General features: G+C 66.4%; 14 protein-coding genes and 3 tRNA genes. 12 read left to right on the plus strand and 5 right to left on the minus strand.

Annotation, left to right across the window (positions count from 1 at the left end):
* Positions 1–2 precede the first annotated feature (2 nt).
* Positions 3–1,586, minus strand: a complete 1,584-nt coding sequence (locus ACSSVZ_RS15140) for a hypothetical protein (protein ID WP_453971312.1) — start codon at positions 1,584–1,586, stop codon at positions 3–5.
* Between the two features lie 817 nt (positions 1,587–2,403).
* Between ACSSVZ_RS15140 and ACSSVZ_RS15145 the strand changes: the two genes are divergently transcribed.
* The 10 genes from ACSSVZ_RS15145 to ACSSVZ_RS15190 all read left to right on the plus strand — a co-directional run bounded on the left by ACSSVZ_RS15145 (position 2,404) and on the right by ACSSVZ_RS15190 (position 11,908).
* Positions 2,404–2,694, plus strand: a complete 291-nt coding sequence (locus ACSSVZ_RS15145) for a hypothetical protein (RefSeq protein WP_453971314.1) — start codon at positions 2,404–2,406, stop codon at positions 2,692–2,694.
* Between the two features lie 119 nt (positions 2,695–2,813).
* A complete protein-coding gene (locus ACSSVZ_RS15150; RefSeq protein WP_453971316.1) occupies positions 2,814–3,161 on the plus strand; it encodes a hypothetical protein in 348 nt (115 codons plus the stop codon).
* A gap of 44 nt (positions 3,162–3,205) precedes the next feature.
* Positions 3,206–3,475 (plus strand): hypothetical protein, encoded by a 270-nt coding sequence (locus tag ACSSVZ_RS15155; RefSeq protein WP_453971317.1) that lies wholly within the window; start codon positions 3,206–3,208, stop codon positions 3,473–3,475.
* On the plus strand, positions 3,472–4,197 hold the full coding sequence (locus ACSSVZ_RS15160; protein ID WP_453971319.1) for a tyrosine-type recombinase/integrase: 726 nt from the start codon (positions 3,472–3,474) through the stop codon (positions 4,195–4,197). The genes ACSSVZ_RS15155 and ACSSVZ_RS15160 overlap by 4 nt, the downstream gene beginning before the upstream one ends.
* 75 nt (positions 4,198–4,272) lie before the next feature.
* Positions 4,273–4,359 (plus strand) — tRNA-Leu (locus ACSSVZ_RS15165).
* Positions 4,360–4,560: 201 nt separating this feature from the next.
* Entirely contained in the window at positions 4,561–5,958 is a 1,398-nt protein-coding gene (gene tig, locus ACSSVZ_RS15170) for a trigger factor (RefSeq protein WP_453971321.1), read from the plus strand.
* 148 nt (positions 5,959–6,106) lie between these two features.
* Positions 6,107–6,727 (plus strand): ATP-dependent Clp protease proteolytic subunit, encoded by a 621-nt coding sequence (locus ACSSVZ_RS15175; protein ID WP_453971322.1) that lies wholly within the window; start codon positions 6,107–6,109, stop codon positions 6,725–6,727.
* A 254-nt stretch (positions 6,728–6,981) separates the two neighbouring features.
* Positions 6,982–8,250 carry an ATP-dependent Clp protease ATP-binding subunit ClpX gene (clpX, locus tag ACSSVZ_RS15180; RefSeq protein WP_453971324.1) on the plus strand — a complete coding sequence of 423 codons (1,269 nt, stop codon included), beginning with the start codon at positions 6,982–6,984 and terminating at the stop codon, positions 8,248–8,250.
* 545 nt (positions 8,251–8,795) lie between these two features.
* Positions 8,796–11,222 (plus strand): endopeptidase La, encoded by a 2,427-nt coding sequence (lon, locus tag ACSSVZ_RS15185; protein ID WP_453971326.1) that lies wholly within the window; start codon positions 8,796–8,798, stop codon positions 11,220–11,222.
* Between the two features lie 386 nt (positions 11,223–11,608).
* Positions 11,609–11,908: an HU family DNA-binding protein gene (locus ACSSVZ_RS15190; RefSeq protein ID WP_453971416.1), complete on the plus strand. Its 300-nt coding sequence runs from the start codon at positions 11,609–11,611 to the stop codon at positions 11,906–11,908.
* Between the two features lie 647 nt (positions 11,909–12,555).
* On the opposite strand, the gene ACSSVZ_RS15195 is transcribed toward ACSSVZ_RS15190, so the two are convergent.
* Positions 12,556–13,785, minus strand: a complete 1,230-nt coding sequence (locus tag ACSSVZ_RS15195; protein ID WP_453971328.1) for an MFS transporter — start codon at positions 13,783–13,785, stop codon at positions 12,556–12,558.
* A gap of 209 nt (positions 13,786–13,994) precedes the next feature.
* Between ACSSVZ_RS15195 and ACSSVZ_RS15200 the strand changes: the two genes are divergently transcribed.
* Positions 13,995–14,897 (plus strand): LysR substrate-binding domain-containing protein, encoded by a 903-nt coding sequence (locus ACSSVZ_RS15200; RefSeq protein ID WP_453971329.1) that lies wholly within the window; start codon positions 13,995–13,997, stop codon positions 14,895–14,897.
* Positions 14,898–14,994: 97 nt separating this feature from the next.
* On the opposite strand, the gene ACSSVZ_RS15205 is transcribed toward ACSSVZ_RS15200, so the two are convergent.
* The 3 genes from ACSSVZ_RS15205 to ACSSVZ_RS15215 form a co-directional block, all read right to left on the minus strand.
* Entirely contained in the window at positions 14,995–15,825 is an 831-nt protein-coding gene (locus ACSSVZ_RS15205) for an alpha/beta fold hydrolase (RefSeq protein WP_453971331.1), read from the minus strand.
* 453 nt (positions 15,826–16,278) lie between these two features.
* Entirely contained in the window at positions 16,279–16,524 is a 246-nt protein-coding gene (locus ACSSVZ_RS15210; RefSeq protein WP_453971333.1) for a DUF6894 family protein, read from the minus strand.
* A 166-nt stretch (positions 16,525–16,690) separates the two neighbouring features.
* Positions 16,691–16,767, minus strand: a tRNA-Val gene (locus ACSSVZ_RS15215).
* Between the two features lie 259 nt (positions 16,768–17,026).
* Between ACSSVZ_RS15215 and ACSSVZ_RS15220 the strand changes: the two genes are divergently transcribed.
* Positions 17,027–17,103 (plus strand) — tRNA-Asp (locus tag ACSSVZ_RS15220).
* Positions 17,104–17,601 lie beyond the last annotated feature (498 nt).

Consider the following 17,601-nt stretch of genomic DNA (forward strand, 5'->3'; position numbering starts at 1 on the left):
GCTCAGCAGGCGTCGAGCCGGCCACCCGGCTTCATGCGGTAGACGGCGTAGGGCTTGAGCGCCACCAGGATGCCGGCCCATTCCAGCAGGTCCTCGTGCTGCAGGCGGGTGGTAAGGCGGTTCATCGCCTCGCTGTCGACGATGAAATACTGCGTCCGGCCGGCCTCGGAGACGCCGTTGACGATGGCGTTCTGCTCGCAATCCCAGCCGAACGGGATCTTGCCGGAGTATTTTCCGAGATAATAATAGAGCGTGCTGCCGGCGCGGTCGGCCCACACGATCGCCTGCTTGTCGAGAATTTCCTGGGGTGCGCTGAACGAATAGGGCCGCCGCGGCAGCTGCGACACCTGGAGGGCGGCCATGAGGACGACGACCGCCGTCACCGAGGCGACGCCGGCGCGGGTGAACGGGCGGCCACCGTAGACCTCCACGACCCCGAACAGGCACATCGCCAGGCAGAAGAAGGCGCTCGGTACCAGATAGTAGGAGGCCGTGACCTCGTGGGTGGCGAAAAAGGCCACCGACACGAGGAACGGCAGGCCGCCGCCGACGACGGCCGCGCGCAGGCGCCGGCCCGCATCGCTCTCGCGCTTCATGCGGGCCTTGAACACGCCCATGGCCAGTGCCGCCGCCGCCGCGAGGGTGACCGGCCAGGCCGGCGTCTCCACGAAATAGTAGAACAGGTTGCGGGAGATCAGCGCGAGGTCGAGATGCGCCCCGGCCGAATCGGCGGTGCCATAGGTGGTGTTGAGGATGCCGCCGGCATTGATTCGGTTGGCGGCAAGCATCGGCACCAGGCCGAGGGCGAAGGTCGCCAGGCCGCTGGCCATGTACCGGGCCGCCCCGGCCAGGCGGCTTCGCTTCCAGGGCTCGGTCTCCAGGACGATGAAGGCGGCGAGGCCGGCGAGAATGAACAGGTTGGGCAGGCGGACGGAGACCATGAGGGCCGACAACAGCCCCAGAAGGGCGCCCGCCCACCAGCGCGGGGCGCGGCCGAGCGGCAATCCGGCCATGACGAGAAGCGCGGCGACGGCCGTCAGCCCCAGGGTCGCCGGTGCGGAATAGCTGACCATCAGGGCGGAATTCGTGATCGCCGCGCTGGCGACGGCGAGGCTGCCGACGACACCGGCGGCAAGCCCCCAGGAGGGCAGGGAGGCAACCGCATAGAGGCCGAAGCAGAGAACGAGCAGCGCCAGCGAGGCCACGTAGAGGAGGTCGACCTGACGGTCGGCCGGCAGCAGCGAGAGCAGAAAGCCGGTGCCCGGCGGATACTGCAGGATCACCGCATCGGTCTTCGGCTCGTAGTGATGGCAGTGCGGCGCCATCATCTCGGCGAGCCGCTCGGCCGAAATGCCGACGCGGGGCGCCATCTCAATCAGGAACGGCGCCTCCCGGTCCGGCATGCGCGTGTCCAGCCCGTCGACGTAGCCCTTGTCGCGGAACAGCTGGGCCTGGCGGGAATAGCCGAACGGGTCGCAGCCGAAGGCGTAGTCGGTGACGGCCGGCTCCTGGGCGCCGCGGTAGACCAGCGCCAGCGCGACGAGAACGGCAGCGAGACCGAGAAGGGCCGCGAGGGATCGGTGCATGGGGGTTCGGGCGATGTCCGGTTCTGGGCGGGATGCGGTCGGTTCGGTCGGCGGCCGGCGCGGCTCCTTCATCCGCAGCCGGCCGGGGGAACACAAGCCCTGACAGCGCTCCTACGCGAAATTTGATTGTGGGCTTCCCCACCCGGCCGACGACGGTGCTGCCCGGCGGGGTTCGCGGAGGCGGGGAGGGCCCGCTTGATGAAGAAAGGATGTCGCCAAGGCGCGAAATGTGTGCCAGAAGCGGGACAAACTGGCGTCTCGTCTGGCTCCCAAGGACGGCGCGCGGGCGTGGTGGAATGGTAGACACGCCAGGTTTAGGTTCCACTGACACCTAATTACCTATCTGAAACAATCCCCAATTCGGCCCGGATTTCTGCGGATTTCCGGGCCGTTTTTGTGCCCGGGCCTTTTGTTGCCAATTGGCAACCAGATTTCGGAGAAATGCCACAACCGGCGAGAAGCTGTGGCAATGGTGGTAAAAAGGGGAGATTTAAAGGGATCCCGCTCGGGTGCGCGGCGCCCGATGTGACAACTCCGTCGACCGTGTCTGGGTCGATGGGATGATCACCAAGCCCGCCATGGACACCTATACCGGGGAAGCTTTACGGCCGCCGAGATCGAACCGTTCCGCAGGCAGGCCCTCGACTGGCTCACGGAGAACCGGGAGGACCCGTTCGTCGACAACGCAGTCGCTCGCGTGGAGGGGCTCTATCGCCGCGCAGGGCCGCATGTGGAGGCGTTCCGTCTCCGTGGCCTGTCACCCGCCGACAGGGCGAAAGCCCATTGGGCGAGGCTCAGAGAGCGCTGTGTGGACCCAATGCGGGTGATCGCGGCGTGGCTTGCCGTCGACATGGCCATCGCGGCCGATCCGCAGATCCGGGACGACCCGGAATACCGCCGCGTCCAGGCCGCCAAACTGGTCCATCGGATGGCGTCCGGCACCCACAAGCATTGGACCCGCGAAGAGCCCGATCCAAACCGACCCGGACGGCGGCGGACTGCCATCACCGAAATGCACGTCTACCCGAGAAGCCGGGGCAGGGTCCTCAGGCACATTGGAAGAGAGTTGGAGGGGGCGGCGGAGCTGCTGGATTTTGCGCCGAACTAGTTATTGTATCCATTTGGTTGCAAGTTTGGGCATGATGTGATTCGCTAGTTCCCGTCGATCAGATCGGCAAGGAACCATTGAAATGGAGGCAACGGACTATGCCAGCCAGAAGCACAGACATGGCAATTGCATTGCTGGAAGAATTTCGAAAAGTGGATCCTGAGATGCATATCCACACAGCTTGGATATTCTTGCTGATAGCGAAGTATGAGGGGTGCTCTCAATACTACCTCACCACGATCACTGGCTACACACGCACAACAATCTCACGAAATTCTGCCCTCCTGTCAGAACTCGGGAGCCGCACCCGGCCGGGCTACAAGCTGATCGAACAGCGAGTGGATCCGGAAGATCGGCGTTCTCGCCTCCTCGTGCTGACCCCGAAGGGCCGCTCGGTTTACCGCTCGGTTCTCCTTCTCGTGGGCAACACAGACGACGAAGGACCGAAATCCAAAGAGGAAAAGTGACCATGTCTATCTACCCCCGAGGAGGGAGCTTCCAGGCTTCCTTCATGATCAAAGGAGTGCGCTACCGGGAGACATTCCCGACCCATGATGAGGCTGCCAAGTGGGAGGAGGGCGTTCGCCATGCGGTAAAGTATGGCAAGCCCCTACCGGAGGCCCGTACGGTCAAACGGGCGAAGGTGCAGACCATGCGCGAGCTGGCCGACTACACGCTCAAGCACCACTACGTGCACTTCCCGGCCTCGACCGAGAACGCGCGAGCCTACTTCAACCACATCTGCGCCTTCACCGGCACGACTTCCCGGTCTCCGAAATGACGAGCGAGAAGATCGACGAGCTGGTTGAGTTCCTTCAAGCGGAGTACAGCAACACGCTCGCCACGGTGAACCGGAAGATGGCCGTCCTGTCCAAGGCGATGGTCTTCGCGAAGAAGCTCGGCACCGTGGACGCCAAGCCGGAGATCCCTTTCTTCAAGGAATATGAGAAGGTGGTCCGTTTCCTCACCGAGGAAGAGGTCCAGCGAATGGTCAAGACGGCCCGATCCTGGGGCGACGACGACCTCGCCGACCTGATCATCGTCGGGGTAGACACCGGGGCTCGCTACTCGGAGATCCAGAAGTCGCCCTGGTCGTGGTTCACTCCGAAGCTCAATCGGTGGACAATCTGGCTCCAGAAGGCTAATCAGCCGCGCACCATCCCGCTCACCAAGCGTGTCCAGGAGATCCTGGAGCGCCGGAAGGGGAATGGAGAAGCCGGGCCGTTCTATCGTTACGACTACACGTCGATCCGGCGTCGCTTCAATCGCCTCTGCCAAACCCTCAAGATCGAGGGTGTCACGATCCACGTCCTCCGACACACACGGGCGTCGTGGTTCGTCCAGGAGGGACACGATCTGCGCCGCGTCCAGGTTTGGATGGGGCACAAGGCGATCGCTACGACGCTCCGTTATGCCCACTTGGCACCGGAGCATTTGGAAGAGATGATCGCCTCCGACTATGCGGATGTGGTCCTGGAAATGGACGACGCGGAAGGGGCATAATCTAGTGACGCCTGCCGCGTGAAAATGTGGAAAGCGGTGTGTCAAAAGGGGTGAAAAACGTGACACATCGTTGAAGCGGGCGTGGCGAAATTGGTAACCGCACTGGCTTTAGGTGCCAGCGTTTTCAATAACTTGCGGGTTCGAGTCCCGCCGCCCGCACCAACTGAAGATCGGATTTAGGTCCTGGTGGCGCAAGCCGTGGGGGTTCAAATCCCTCCGCCCGCACCATGCAGCGTTCGGGGGCCGCCCTTGCAAACGCGCCGGGGCATCTCTTATTTCACCGCATAGGATCGCAGCGTGCCGGCCGCGGTCGCAAGCCGTTCACCTCGATGAATTCCACGACTGGAAGCGAAGAAGAAAAGTATGCAGGTCACCGAAACGCTGTCTGACGGATTGAAGCGCGAGCTCGAAGTCGTCGTTCCGGCCACCACGCTCGACGAGCGCCTCGACCGTTATCTGACCGAGATGAAGGACAATGTGCGGCTGAACGGCTTCCGGCCGGGCAAGGTGCCGCTCGCCCATCTCAAGAAGATGTACGGCAAGCGCGCCATGAGCGACATCGTCGGCGAGGTGCTGAACGAGACCGTGCAGCAGGCGGTGCAGGACCGCGACGAGCGCCCGGCGACCCAGCCGCAGGTCGACCTGGCCGGCGACATCACCATGGAGCAGATCGTCGACGGCGGCACCGATCTCGCCTTCAAGGTCTCCTACGAGATCCTGCCGGAGATCGAGCTCGGCGGCTTCGACAAGATCGAGATCGAGAAGCCGGTGACCGAGATCGCCGACGCGGACGTCGAGGAGGAGCTGAAGAAGCTCGCCGAGCGGGCCCGCGACTACGAGGCGAAGGACGGCGTGGCCGAGGACGGCGACCGGGTGAAGCTCTCCTTCGTCGGCAAGATCGACGGCGAGCCCTTCGAGGGCGGCTCGGCCGAGGACGTCGACCTGGTGCTCGGCGGCGGCCAGTTCATCCCGGGCTTCGAGGAGCAGCTGGTCGGCGTGAAGGCCGGCGACGAGAAGGACGTCGCGCTGTCGTTCCCGGACGACTATGCGGCGGAGCAGCTGGCCGGCAAGGCAGCCACGTTCGACGTGACCGTCACCGAGGTGGCCGCTCCCAAGGAGGCCGTCGTCGACGACGCCTTCGCCGAGCGGCTCGGGCTGGAATCGCTGGAGAAGCTGCGCGAGGCGATCCGCGGCCAGATGGAGCAGGCGTTCGCCGGCGCCAGCCGCGAGAAGGCCAAGCGGGCGCTGCTGGACGCGCTCGACGAGGCCTACAAGTTCCAGGTGCCCGAGAAGCTCGTCACCGGCGAGTTCGAGGCGATCTGGCAGCAGGAGCAGAACGAGCGCCAGCAGAACGGCCGCTCCTTCGAGGACGACGACACCACCGAAGAGGCGGTGCGCGAGGACTACCAGAAGATCGCCGACCGCCGCGTCCGGCTGGGGCTGCTTTTGTCGCGCATCGGCGAGAACGCCGAGGTGCAGGTGACCGACGAGGAGGTGCAGCGCGCGCTGATCGAGCGGGTGCGGCAGTTCCCGGGCCAGGAGCAGCAGGCCTACGAGTACTACTCCAAGTCGCCCGAGGCGCTCGCCAGCCTGCGCGCCCCGATCTACGAGGACAAGGTGGTGGACTACATGCTGGAGCTGGTGACGGTGACCGAGAAGAAGGTCACCCGCGAGGAGCTCCTGGCCGATGCCGACGGCCATGATCACGACCACGACCACGATCATGACCACGATCACCACGGCCATGACCACAGCCACTGAGACCTGAGGGGAGCGGCGGCGCCTGCGGGACGCCGCCGCTCCCGGACTGACCAGCGGCCACCGGCCCCGCCCGCGGGCGGAACCGGCGGTCCGGACTGACGTGAAGCGCCGGCCGCCGGCGCCTCCCTCCCTCGAAGCGGGACTGAGAATGAAAGATCCGGTTGACTTCTACATGAGCACGCTCGTGCCGATGGTGGTCGAGCAGACCAACCGGGGCGAGCGCGCCTACGACATCTTCTCGCGGCTCCTGAAGGAGCGCATCATCTTCATCACCGGTCCGATCGAGGACAGCGTGGCGTCGATCGCCTGCGCCCAGCTGCTGTTCCTGGAGTCGGAGAACCCGAACAAGGAAATCTCGCTGTACATCAACTCGCCCGGCGGCGTGGTGACCTCGGGCCTGGCGATCTACGACACGATGCAGTTCATCCGGCCGAAGATCTCGACGCTGTGCATCGGCCAGTCGGCCTCGATGGGGTCGCTGCTGCTCGCCGCCGGCGGCAAGGGCTTGCGTTTCTCGCTGCCGAACGCACGTATCATGGTGCACCAGCCGTCCGGCGGATTCCGCGGAACGGCCAGCGACATCGAGCTGCACGCCCAGGAAATCCTGAAACTGAAGCGCCGGCTCAACGAAATCTACGTGACCCACACCGGTCGCGCCCTCGACAAGATCGAGGAGGCACTGGAGCGCGACAACTTCATGACGCCCGAGGTCGCGCTGGAATTCGGCCTGATCGATCAGGTCATTAGCAGCCGCGCTGCGCTCGAGTAGCGGGCCCGCTTCGCGCCGGTGCGGCGACGGGCGAACCGGCCTGGGTCGGATGACAGGCAGGCGCCAGCCAGCCGTCTTAAGACTTTGGAAGGTCCAGGCGGGTTGATTTGACGATGGGCACCGTGATTGCATGGTCAATCGCGGTCCCTCGCGAATCTCGGGACTTGAACTCGGCCTGCGATGCCGTGCGATGGCTGAGGGGGTGAAGCGCCGGCGTCGGGTGACGACGGTTGGCGGATACAAGAGGTTATTGGATGAGCAAGGTCAGCGGCGGCAGCGACAGCAAGAACACCCTCTATTGCTCGTTCTGCGGCAAGAGCCAGCATGAGGTGCGCAAGCTGATCGCGGGACCGACCGTGTTCATCTGCGACGAGTGCGTCGAGTTGTGCATGGATATCATCCGCGAGGAGAACAAGTCCTCGCTGGTGAAGTCCCGCGACGGGATTCCGACGCCGTCGGAGATCCGCAAGGTGCTGGACGACTACGTGATCGGCCAGCCGAGCGCCAAGAAGGTGCTGTCGGTCGCCGTCCACAATCACTACAAGCGGTTGAATCACGCCTCGAAGAACAACGACGTCGAGCTGTCGAAGTCGAACATCCTGCTGATCGGCCCGACCGGCTGCGGCAAGACGCTGCTGGCGCAGACGCTGGCGCGCATCCTCGACGTGCCGTTCACCATGGCCGACGCGACGACGCTGACGGAGGCCGGCTACGTCGGCGAGGACGTCGAGAACATCATCCTGAAGCTGCTGCAGTCGGCCGACTACAACGTCGAGCGGGCGCAGCGCGGCATCGTCTACATCGACGAGGTCGACAAGATCAGCCGCAAGTCGGACAACCCCTCGATCACCCGCGACGTGTCGGGCGAGGGCGTCCAGCAGGCGCTGCTGAAGATCATGGAAGGCACGGTCGCCTCGGTGCCGCCCCAGGGCGGGCGCAAGCACCCGCAGCAGGAGTTCCTGCAGGTCGACACGACCAACATCCTGTTCATCTGCGGCGGCGCGTTCTCGGGCCTGGAGAAGATCATCTCCGACCGGGGCCGGACCACCTCGATCGGCTTCTCGGCCCAGGTGATGGCGCCGGAGGACCGCAAGACCGGCCAGCTGTTCCACGACGTGGAGCCGGAGGACCTGCTGAAGTTCGGCCTCATCCCGGAGTTCGTCGGCCGCCTGCCGGTGATCGCGACGCTGGAGGACCTGGACGAGCCGGCGCTGGTGCAGATCCTCGGCGAACCGAAGAACGCGCTGTCCAAGCAGTATGGCCGCCTGTTCGAGATGGAAGGCGTCGAGCTGACCTTCCACGAGGACGCGCTGGCGGCGATCGCCCGGCGCGCCATCGAGCGGAAGACCGGCGCCCGCGGCCTGCGCTCGATCATGGAGGAGATCCTCCTCGACACCATGTACGAGCTGCCGGGCCTCGAGGGCGTGCGCGAGGTGGTGATCTCTCAGGAGGTCGTCGAGGGCAAGGCGCGGCCGCTCTACATCTACGCGGACCGGGCGGAGACGTCGCTGACGTCGGCCTGACGCCGCGCCCGCCCGAGAAGACCCAGGAGACCCGCCCATCGGCGGGTCTTTTTCGTCGCGGGGGAGCCGCTGCGGCGCACGCGCCGATCACGCTTTCGTGGCGGCGTGGTCCGGACCGCCGGTCCGCCGCGTATCCCCCATCGGAGCCGGGCTTCGCAGGGCGCCCGAGCCGGCGCAGAAGCGGGCGGGCAGGGGGCTTCGGCAAGAGACGCTTGCGTCTTGAAACCTGCTGCCGTCGGATCCACCTAATTGAGAACGTTTGCGGCAGCGGGGCAAGGCGCACGCCAGTCAGGGTGCGTATCTTCCGGGCCGGCGGTCCACCGCTCAATCCACAGCCGGCGGGGACCTGCCGACAAAAGCCGCACATCCGGTGGCCCGACTCGTGCATTATCGACGACAAGAATGGCGAGTTCGGCTCCGAGATCGATCTTCACCGGGACATTCCGTCCCTGGCGTTCGATCAACGCAGAGATGACAGAGCGTCGGTTCGGCGGAAATCCGCTGCCCCGTTTCCGTGCGCGGCGCTCGCTTGAAAGGACGGATGCATGAGCAGCATTGAGGAACAGGGAACCCTGGAGGACACGGCCTATCCGGTCCTGCCGCTCCGCGACATCGTCGTGTTCCCGCACATGATCGTGCCGCTCTTCGTGGGCCGGGAGAAATCCATCCGGGCGCTCGAAGAGGTGATGCGGTCGGACAGCCAGATCCTGCTCGCCACCCAGAAGGAAGCCGGGGACGACGATCCCGATCCGGAGTCCATCTTCGACGTGGGCACGCTGGCGACGGTGCTTCAGCTCCTGAAGCTTCCCGACGGCACCGTGAAGGTGCTGGTCGAGGGCTCGGCGCGCGCGAAGATCCTCCGCTTCACCGACAACGAGGCCTTCTTCGAGGCCGAGGCCGAGGCCATCGAGGAGACGATCCCCGACGAGATCGAGGCCCAGGCGCTCGCCCGCTCGGTGATCAGCGAGTTCGAGAACTACGTCAAGCTGAACAAGAAGGTGTCGCCCGAGGTGATCGGCGCGGTGTCCCAGATCGAGGACTACGCCAAGCTGGCCGACACGGTCGCCTCGCATCTCGCGGTGAAGATCCCCGAGAAGCAGGAGATCCTGGGGATCGCCTCCGTCAGCGAGCGCCTGGAGAAGGTGCTCGGCGTGATGGAGAGCGAGATCTCGGTCCTGCAGGTCGAGAAGCGGATCCGCTCGCGCGTCAAGCGCCAGATGGAGAAGACCCAGCGCGAGTACTATCTGAACGAGCAGATGCGCGCGATCCAGAAGGAACTGGGCGAGGGCGAGGACGGCAAGGACGAACTTGCCGAGCTCGACGAGCGCATCCAGAAGACCAAGCTGTCGAAGGAGGCCCGCGAGAAGGCCACTGCCGAGCTGAAGAAGCTCAAGCAGATGAGCCCGATGTCGGCCGAGGCGACGGTGATCCGCAACTACCTCGACTGGATCGTCGGCCTGCCGTGGAAGCAGCGCTCGCGCGTCAAGCACGACCTCAAGCACGCCGAAGAGGTGCTGGAGACCGATCACTATGGCCTGGAGAAGGTCAAGGAGCGGATCATCGAGTACCTGGCCGTGCAGAGCCGGGCCAACAAGCTGAAGGGCCCGATCCTCTGCCTGGTCGGCCCTCCGGGCGTCGGCAAGACGTCGCTCGGCAAGTCGATCGCCAAGGCGACCGGACGCGAGTTCGTGCGCATGTCGCTGGGCGGCGTGCGCGACGAATCGGAGATCCGCGGCCACCGGCGCACCTACATCGGTTCGATGCCCGGCAAGGTCATCCAGTCGATGAAGAAGGCGAAGAAGTCCAACCCGCTCTTCCTGCTCGACGAGATCGACAAGATGGGCATGGACTTCCGCGGCGACCCGTCGTCGGCGCTGCTGGAGGTGCTGGATCCTGAGCAGAACTCGTCGTTCATGGACCACTATCTGGAGGTCGAGTACGACCTGTCGGACGTGATGTTCATCACCACGGCGAACACGCTCAACATCCCCGGGCCGCTGATGGACCGGATGGAGATCATCCGGATCGCCGGCTACACCGAGGACGAGAAGATCGAGATCGCCAAGCGTCACCTGATGTCCAAGTCCCGTCGGGACCATGGGCTGAAGGAAGGCGAGTTCGAGGTCGAAGAGGAAGCCATCCGCACGATGGTTCGCCGTTACACTCGGGAGGCGGGCGTCCGCAGCCTCGAGCGTGAGCTGGCGAAGCTGGCCCGCAAGGCGGTCAAGGAGCTGGTGCTCGCCAACGGCGAGAAGACCAGCGTCAAGATCACCGATGCGGTTCTCGAGGATTATCTCGGCGTGCCGCGCTACCGCTACGGCGAGGCCGAGCTTGAGGATGCCGTGGGCGTCGCCACCGGGCTGGCCTGGACGGAGGTCGGTGGTGAGCTTCTGACCATCGAAGGCGTCATGATGCCCGGCAAGGGCAAGATGACGGTGACCGGCAACCTGCGCGAGGTGATGAAGGAATCGATCTCCGCGGCGGCGTCCTACGTCCGCTCCCGGGCCGTCGATTTCGGCATCGAGCCGCCGCTGTTCGACAAGCGGGACATCCACGTCCACGTGCCGGAGGGGGCAACCCCGAAGGACGGCCCCTCGGCCGGCATCGCGATGGCGACGGCGGTTGTCTCGGTGATGACGGGCATCGCGGTGCGCAGGGATCTGGCCATGACCGGCGAGATCACGCTGCGGGGCAGGGTCCTGCCCATCGGCGGACTGAAGGAGAAGCTCCTGGCGGCTCTGCGCGGCGGCATCAAGACGGTGCTGATCCCGGAAGAGAACGCCAAGGACCTCGCCGACATTCCGGACTCGGTGAAGAACCGGCTGGAGATCGTGCCGGTCTCGCGCATGGACGAGGTGCTGGCCCGGGCTCTGGTGCGCATTCCCGAGCCGATCGAGTGGGACGAGAAGGCGCATCTCAAGGATGCGGTCGCCGTCGCCGACGACGACAGCGCCACGATGCGCGCCCACTAGAGCATTTCCCGTTCAGATCGAAACGATCTGAACGAAAAGGAATGGCTCAAGGGTTTGATTGTGGAGCCATTTCTTATCGATCAGGTGTCTCCACCTGATCGGAAAAGGCTCCAGGTCGCGCTGGACCGGCTGCCACAGCAGGCTCCCTGGCGGGGGATGCAGAACCCCCCGCCAGGCCCGATCCGCAAGACTGGAAAAGCTCCAGTTTTCCGCGATCAGATGATTCGTCCCCAGACAAGTCAGCCCGCGGGTTTCCCGCGGGCTTTTTTTGAGCCAGATGGCCCTCTGAATGTCGGATTTCCGGGAAAAATGGGGAGAATACGGTTGCGCTCGTTCGTGATTCGCCGCACCAAGGATGGACGGCTGGGTCGGTTGCACGAGCGTGGCTGTCATTCAGGAAAGGGAACGATATGAAGAAAAACGATTTGGTCGCCGAGGTTGCCGCGAAGGCCGACCTGAACAAGCAGGACGCCCAGAAGGCCGTCGACGCGATGTTCGAGACCATCTCCGAGGCCCTGAAGAAGGGTGACGAGGTCCGGATCGTCGGCTTCGGCGTGTTCGCCGTGACCAAGCGTGCCGCCTCCGAGGGGCGCGATCCCCGCACCGGCAACACCATCCAGATTCCGGCCGCCAACGTTCCGAAGTTCCGGGCCGGCAAGCCCCTCAAGGAAATCGTCAACAGCTGATCACCCGAAGCACGTCCGTGTGCGGGTCCGGGAGCCCTTTCCGATCAGGACTCTTGTCCGAGCAGAAACGGCTTCGGGATTGATCGAGCGGGCCATTCCGTCGTTCGGGTCGGCTCGACCCGGGCGGGAATCGGTCCGGCAGATCCAGCCACACCGACGGCCTTTCGAGCGTGACCGCGAGCCATTTTCCGTGGACCAGGTGTCTCACGTGGCCGGAAAATGCCTTGCCGGCGCAGGCAGCCCATAACGGGTTGCGGCGCCTTCGACCGGCCCACTCTCGCATCGGTTTGCGGGAGTGGGGCGCGATGGATCCGGCGAGGCGAACCGCTTGCGACGCCGCCCCGATCCGCGTTCGGCCGAGAAGTTTCGCCTGACCTGTGCCCTGCCGCCTCTACCCCCCAGGCAGGGCGGGTTTCCGACAAGACAGAGTGCCGTACCGCCAGCATCAGGGCGATCGTTCGAGAGCCGCCTCCGATCCGTGCGTGGTTCGGCCCTCTCCGACCGGATGGGATCATCCGATCGCCAACAGCTCCAAGGAACCGGCGCGGGCCTGCCTGCGCCGGTTCTTTCGTTTGGGGCGGGATGAGGAAGGCTGGGCGCCGGCTTGCCGCGCCATTCCGCTCCTGAGTTTCAGAGACGGCGCCGGATCAGCGGCACCCGACGGCGGCAGGGAGGCGAGCGGCCAGCATCCGGTTGCTGCGGCGGCTGGCCCACACCAGCAGCAGGCTGAGGAGCGCCAGGACGGCGCCCGCCACCGGGACCATCTGGTAGCCCAGTCCGGCGGCGATGACCGCGCCGCCCACCGCGGCCCCGATGGCGTTGCCGAGATTGAAGGCGCCGACATTGATCGACGAGGCGAGGGCGGGGGCATCCTCGGCGGCGAGCATCACCCGGGTCTGGATGGGCGATACGATGGCGAAGGCGGCCGCTCCCCAGACCAGCAGGCCGACGGCGGCGCCGACGTGGCTGACGAGCAGCACCGGCAGTCCCAGCATGATGGTCGCAAGGGCCGCGAGGAACACCGCCGTGGCGCCGTCCAGCGACCAGGCGGACAGGCGGCCGCCGAACCAGTTGCCGACGGTGAAGCCGACGCCGATCAGCACCAAGGCGAACGTGACGAACCCGCCCGAGGCGCCGGTCAACGCATCGAGCGCGGCGGCGACGTATGTGTAGAGGGTGAACATGGCGGCGGAGCCCATGACCGTCGTCGCCATGGCGAGCAGCACGTTGGGCCGGGTGAGGACGCCGATCTCGCGGCGCAGCTCCGGACGGGGGCCGGGACGGCTCTTCGGCAGCGCCATCGCCAGGGCAGAGATGGCCACCAGCCCGAGCACCGCTGTGCCGGCGAAGGCCGCGCGCCAGCCGATCTGCTGGCCGATCCAGCTGGCGGCGGGCACGCCGCCGATGTTGGCGATGGTCAGCCCCATGAACATGGCCGCCACCGCGCCCGCCCGCTTCTCCTTCGCCACCAGGCCGGCCGCGACGATGGAGCCGAGGCCGAAGAAGGCGCCGTGGTTGAGGCTGGTGACGAGACGCGCCAGCAGCAGCATTCCGTAGTCGGGCGCCAGCGCCGACATCACGTTGCCGACGGTGAAGATGCCCATCAGCAGCATCAGCGCGGTGCGCTTGCCGAAGCGGCTGAAGGCGATCGTCATGATCGGGGCGCCGATCATGACGCCGATGGCATAGGCGCTGATCAACAGGCCGGCCTGGGGGATCGAGACGTGCACGCCCTCGGCGATGATCGGCAGCAGGCCCATCGGGGAGAATTCGGTGGTGCCGATGGCGAAGGCGCCGATGGCGAGGGCGAGCAGCGCCCAGCGGGCGGGCGCGCCGGCGTCGGATGAGGTGTCGGCGGGGTGGGCGGTGGCGGTCATGGCGTGTCTCCGGAGCGGCCGGCGGCGCCGGGGCCTTGAGGAAGAGGAGGGCGCCGGGTGGGCGGACCGGGTCCGCATCCAGCGCGGCGGACAGATCCCCGGCCATTGGGATGTCGCGACCCCGCCGGAACCTGCTCCGGCACTTACGCCTTGCGGCCTGATTTGATAATCAGGCCAAATCCAAAAGGATAATTCGGAAGAGGCGAAGAATGCTGCTGGACAACCTCGCGCTCTTCCTGCGCATCGTGGAGAAGGGCGGTCTCGCCGTTGCCGGACGGGAGGTCGGCCTGTCGCCGGCGTCGGTGTCCGAGCGGCTGGCGGCGCTCGAGCGCCACTACGGCGTGGCACTGCTGACCCGCACCACCCGTGCCATCAGTCTCACCGACGAGGGGCGGCTGCTGGTGGAGGGCGCGCGCCGGCTTCTGGCCGAGGCGGAAGAGCTGGAAGGCCGCCTCCGGCTCGGGTCCGAGCAGATTTCCGGACCCATCCGGCTGAGCGCGGCGGAGGATCTGGGTCGCCGCCGCATCGCCCCGATCATCGATGCGTTCCTGGCCGACCATCCCGCCGTGCAGGTGGATCTCAACCTGACCGACGGCTTCGTCGACATCGTCGGCCAGGGCATGGACTTCGCGATCCGCCACGGCGTGCCGGCGGACAGCACGCTCCGCGCGCGGCCGCTCGGCGACAACCGGCGGATCGTGTGCGCGGCGCCGTCCTATCTGCGCGACCATGGCGCGCCGGCCCATCCCCGCGATCTGCGGGACCACGACTGTATCCTCATGCGCTTCGGGCAGACCGTCGACCGGGAGTGGGCCTTCCTGATCGACGGGCGTGTGGAGCGGATCGCGGTGTCGGGCCGGCGGATCGTCAACGACGGCGGGCTGGTGCGCCAATGGTGCAAGGAGGGGCGGGGGATCGCGCTGAAGGCGATCCACGACATCGGACAGGATCTCGAGGAGGGGACGCTGATCGCCCTGCTGGAGGGCTTTTCCGTCGGGGTCCCGACCCTGCAGATCGTCTATCCGCACGCCGCCGTGCAGCCGCGGCGGGTCCGCGCGCTCATCGAGCGGATCGCCGCGGCGTTTGCCGGACCGGAGCCGGGCGGGACCTAGAACATGCCCCGCTCCGATCGAAGCGATCGGAACGAAAGGGTGGTTCGAGGACCTGATCTGCATTGACCGTCGAAGGCGATCCCCGCAGCCGGCGGCGTCAGCCCCGGATGAAGGCCAGAATGTCGGCGTTGATGGTTGCGGCGTGGGTGGTCGGCATGCCGTGCGGGAAGCCGGCGTAGGTCTTCAGCGTGCCGTTCGGCAGCAGCGCCGCGGAGAGCGGCCCGGAATCGGCATACGGGACGATCTGATCGTCGTCGCCGTGCATGACCAGCACGGGAACCTGGATCTTCTTCAGGTCCTCGGTGAAGTCGGTCTGGGAGAAGGCGACGATCCCGTCGTAGTGGGCCTTGGCGCCGCCGCCCATGCCCTGGCGCCACCAGTTCCAGATGACGCCCTGGGCCGGCTCGGCGCCGGGCCGGTTGTAGCCGTAGAAGGGCCCGGCCGGGACGTCGTAGTAGAACTGGGCGCGGTTGGTGGCGACCTGCTCCTGGAAGCCGTCGAAGACCGACTTCGGCAGCCCGCCCGGGTTGGCCTCGGTCTGCATCATCAGCGGCGGCACCGCGCTCACCAGCACGGCCCGGGCGACCCGGCCGTCGCCGTGGCGGGCGATGTAGCGGACGACCTCGCCGCCGCCCGTCGAATGGCCGACGTGCACGGCCTCCTTCAGGTCGAGCGCCGCGGTGACCGCGGCCAGATCGTCGGCGTAGTGGTCCATGTCGTGGCCGTCCGCCACCTGCGTCGACCGGCCGTGGCCGCGGCGGTCGTGGGCGACCACCCGGAAGCCTTCGTTGAGGAAGAACAGCATCTGCGGGTCCCAGTCGTCCGCCGACAGCGGCCAGCCGTGGCTGAACACGATCGGCTGCCCGTCGCGGGGGCCCCAGTCCTTGAAGAAAATGCGCACGCCGTCCGGTGTTTCAACGCTGTCCATGACCATTCTCCGTCAAGCTTGGGGGCGGGGGGAAAGAAAGCGAACAGGCGAGACCGTTGCTGGCTGCCGCCGGTCCGACCGGGGCGAGCCCGACAGATATACGCCCGTCCACGCGCCATCTGAAGTTGATAAAAGTGTCATCTTGCAGCGTGGCAACGGCGCCGTGCGAACCCGTTCGGCGATGGCCAGGCGGCATGCGCCGCGCCGGGCGGGGCGGCCGGGCGAATCAGCTGCGGGAGCGAATGTCGGGGGAAGCGTGGGGCGCGCGGGGAAGGCCGGGGGCCGTGCAAGGGCCCAAGGGGCGGTGTGCAGGCCGGCGGCGCAGGGTCCGGATCGGGCTCCTGGCGCGTTTCCCGCACGGATCGCGGCGATCCGGACGAAGGGGACGGACTCAAGGCACTGAGTCCGGCTCGTTCCAATCGGTCAGGTGGGGCCGTCTGCTCGGGAGGGGCGCTAGCGCGCCGTGCCCGCGGCCTCCGCGGTCAGTGACAGGGTGGCGACGAACACCGCCTGGCCGTCCTCGTCGCGCACCCGGACGGTCATCGCGCTGACATCGCTGCGTTCCAGCTCGTCCCAGGCCATGTCGCGCAACGCCCGCACCGCCTCGACGCGCGCCGCCTCGAGCCCGCTGAAGCACTGCCCGTTTTCGTCGGTCGCCTCCCAGCTCCCGTCATGCGTGTCGAAAAAGTAGCGAGGCATCATCACGTATCCATCCGTCTCATCGCACCGTGTACGCAACTGTTTGCCGGCTGGATTGTTCGCGGGCCGGTCGCGGCCGGTCCGCGCTGCGACGGGTGCGGCCGAACGGACGGCTGGAGGCAGGCGGGATGATTGAATGGCTTCGGGCGCCCCCTCGGTCGGGCGTTGGTGGGCGGTGAGGGATTCGAACCCCCGACCCCCTGGGTGTAAACCAGGTGCTCTAACCAGCTGAGCTAACCGCCCGTCCGGCCCGCCAACCCGGACCGCGCCGGTGGTTTCGGGCGGGCCGCCCGCGGGCGCCATCTGCTTATTGGAAGCCGGCCGCGCTTTCAACATTCCTCGTCGGGCGGGCCGCGGAGCGGCACCGGGCGGGGCCAGCCGTTCCGGCTAAGCAAAATTCGCGACGCTCCATCCCCAATTCCGAGGCGACAGCCGCTTGACACCCGACCGGGCGGATCGTATCTCCCTGACACCTTGGCGCGGACGGCTCGTTCGCCGCCACGGGGGTGTAGCTCAGTTGGTTAGAGTGCCGGCCTGTCACGCCGGAGGTCGCGGGTTCGAGCCCCGTCACTCCCGCCATTCCCCTTTTCCCGGGAATGGATCCCACGTTTCGCAAAAATCCCGTGTCGCTCCGTTCGATCCGCGAACGCCACCCCTGCCGGGGTGGGGGCGCGATGCGCGTTGGCGCCGCGGTCGTTGCGACCGGAGGAGGCCTGCGGCGTCCCCCGGTGCGACGGCGCCAGCCGGGACCCGGACGGCGGCGCGTCGAATCGTCCCTAACCTACAAAACGTCATCGATCTGAATATATTAGGGTCGTGAACGGGCCGGAAAGCCTGGCATTCCGCCGGTCCTCCGGCCTGCGCCGCCCATCTCCACCGATCTGGATGCGTTTGACCTTGTCTAAACAAGAGGCCTCCGCTAAGCCTGCCAGCGGCGGCGATGCTGCGATGCGATGGCGGATCCGCCGTTGACGCACCGGGTCGGTGCCATAGTTGAATTTCGAGAGCTGATGGCCCGAGTGGCCGACGCTTCGGGAGAAAGACGAGAGGCTGGAGCAGGGCGCGGCGCCGCATGGC

It is taken from the genome of Amorphus sp. MBR-141 (genome assembly GCF_053628695.1).

Coding starts and splice junctions, on each gene's coding strand:
- ACSSVZ_RS15140 (WP_453971312.1), bottom strand. CDS start 1,586: ATGCACCGATCCCTCGCGGCCCTTCTCGGTCTCGCTGCCGTTCTCGTC.
- ACSSVZ_RS15145 (WP_453971314.1), top strand. CDS start 2,404: ATGCGGGTGATCGCGGCGTGGCTTGCCGTCGACATGGCCATCGCGGCC.
- ACSSVZ_RS15150 (WP_453971316.1), top strand. CDS start 2,814: ATGGCAATTGCATTGCTGGAAGAATTTCGAAAAGTGGATCCTGAGATG.
- ACSSVZ_RS15155 (WP_453971317.1), top strand. CDS start 3,206: ATGATCAAAGGAGTGCGCTACCGGGAGACATTCCCGACCCATGATGAG.
- ACSSVZ_RS15160 (WP_453971319.1), top strand. CDS start 3,472: ATGACGAGCGAGAAGATCGACGAGCTGGTTGAGTTCCTTCAAGCGGAG.
- tig (WP_453971321.1), top strand. CDS start 4,561: ATGCAGGTCACCGAAACGCTGTCTGACGGATTGAAGCGCGAGCTCGAA.
- ACSSVZ_RS15175 (WP_453971322.1), top strand. CDS start 6,107: ATGAAAGATCCGGTTGACTTCTACATGAGCACGCTCGTGCCGATGGTG.
- clpX (WP_453971324.1), top strand. CDS start 6,982: ATGAGCAAGGTCAGCGGCGGCAGCGACAGCAAGAACACCCTCTATTGC.
- lon (WP_453971326.1), top strand. CDS start 8,796: ATGAGCAGCATTGAGGAACAGGGAACCCTGGAGGACACGGCCTATCCG.
- ACSSVZ_RS15195 (WP_453971328.1), bottom strand. CDS start 13,785: ATGACCGCCACCGCCCACCCCGCCGACACCTCATCCGACGCCGGCGCG.
- ACSSVZ_RS15200 (WP_453971329.1), top strand. CDS start 13,995: ATGCTGCTGGACAACCTCGCGCTCTTCCTGCGCATCGTGGAGAAGGGC.
- ACSSVZ_RS15205 (WP_453971331.1), bottom strand. CDS start 15,825: ATGGACAGCGTTGAAACACCGGACGGCGTGCGCATTTTCTTCAAGGAC.
- ACSSVZ_RS15210 (WP_453971333.1), bottom strand. CDS start 16,524: ATGCCTCGCTACTTTTTCGACACGCATGACGGGAGCTGGGAGGCGACC.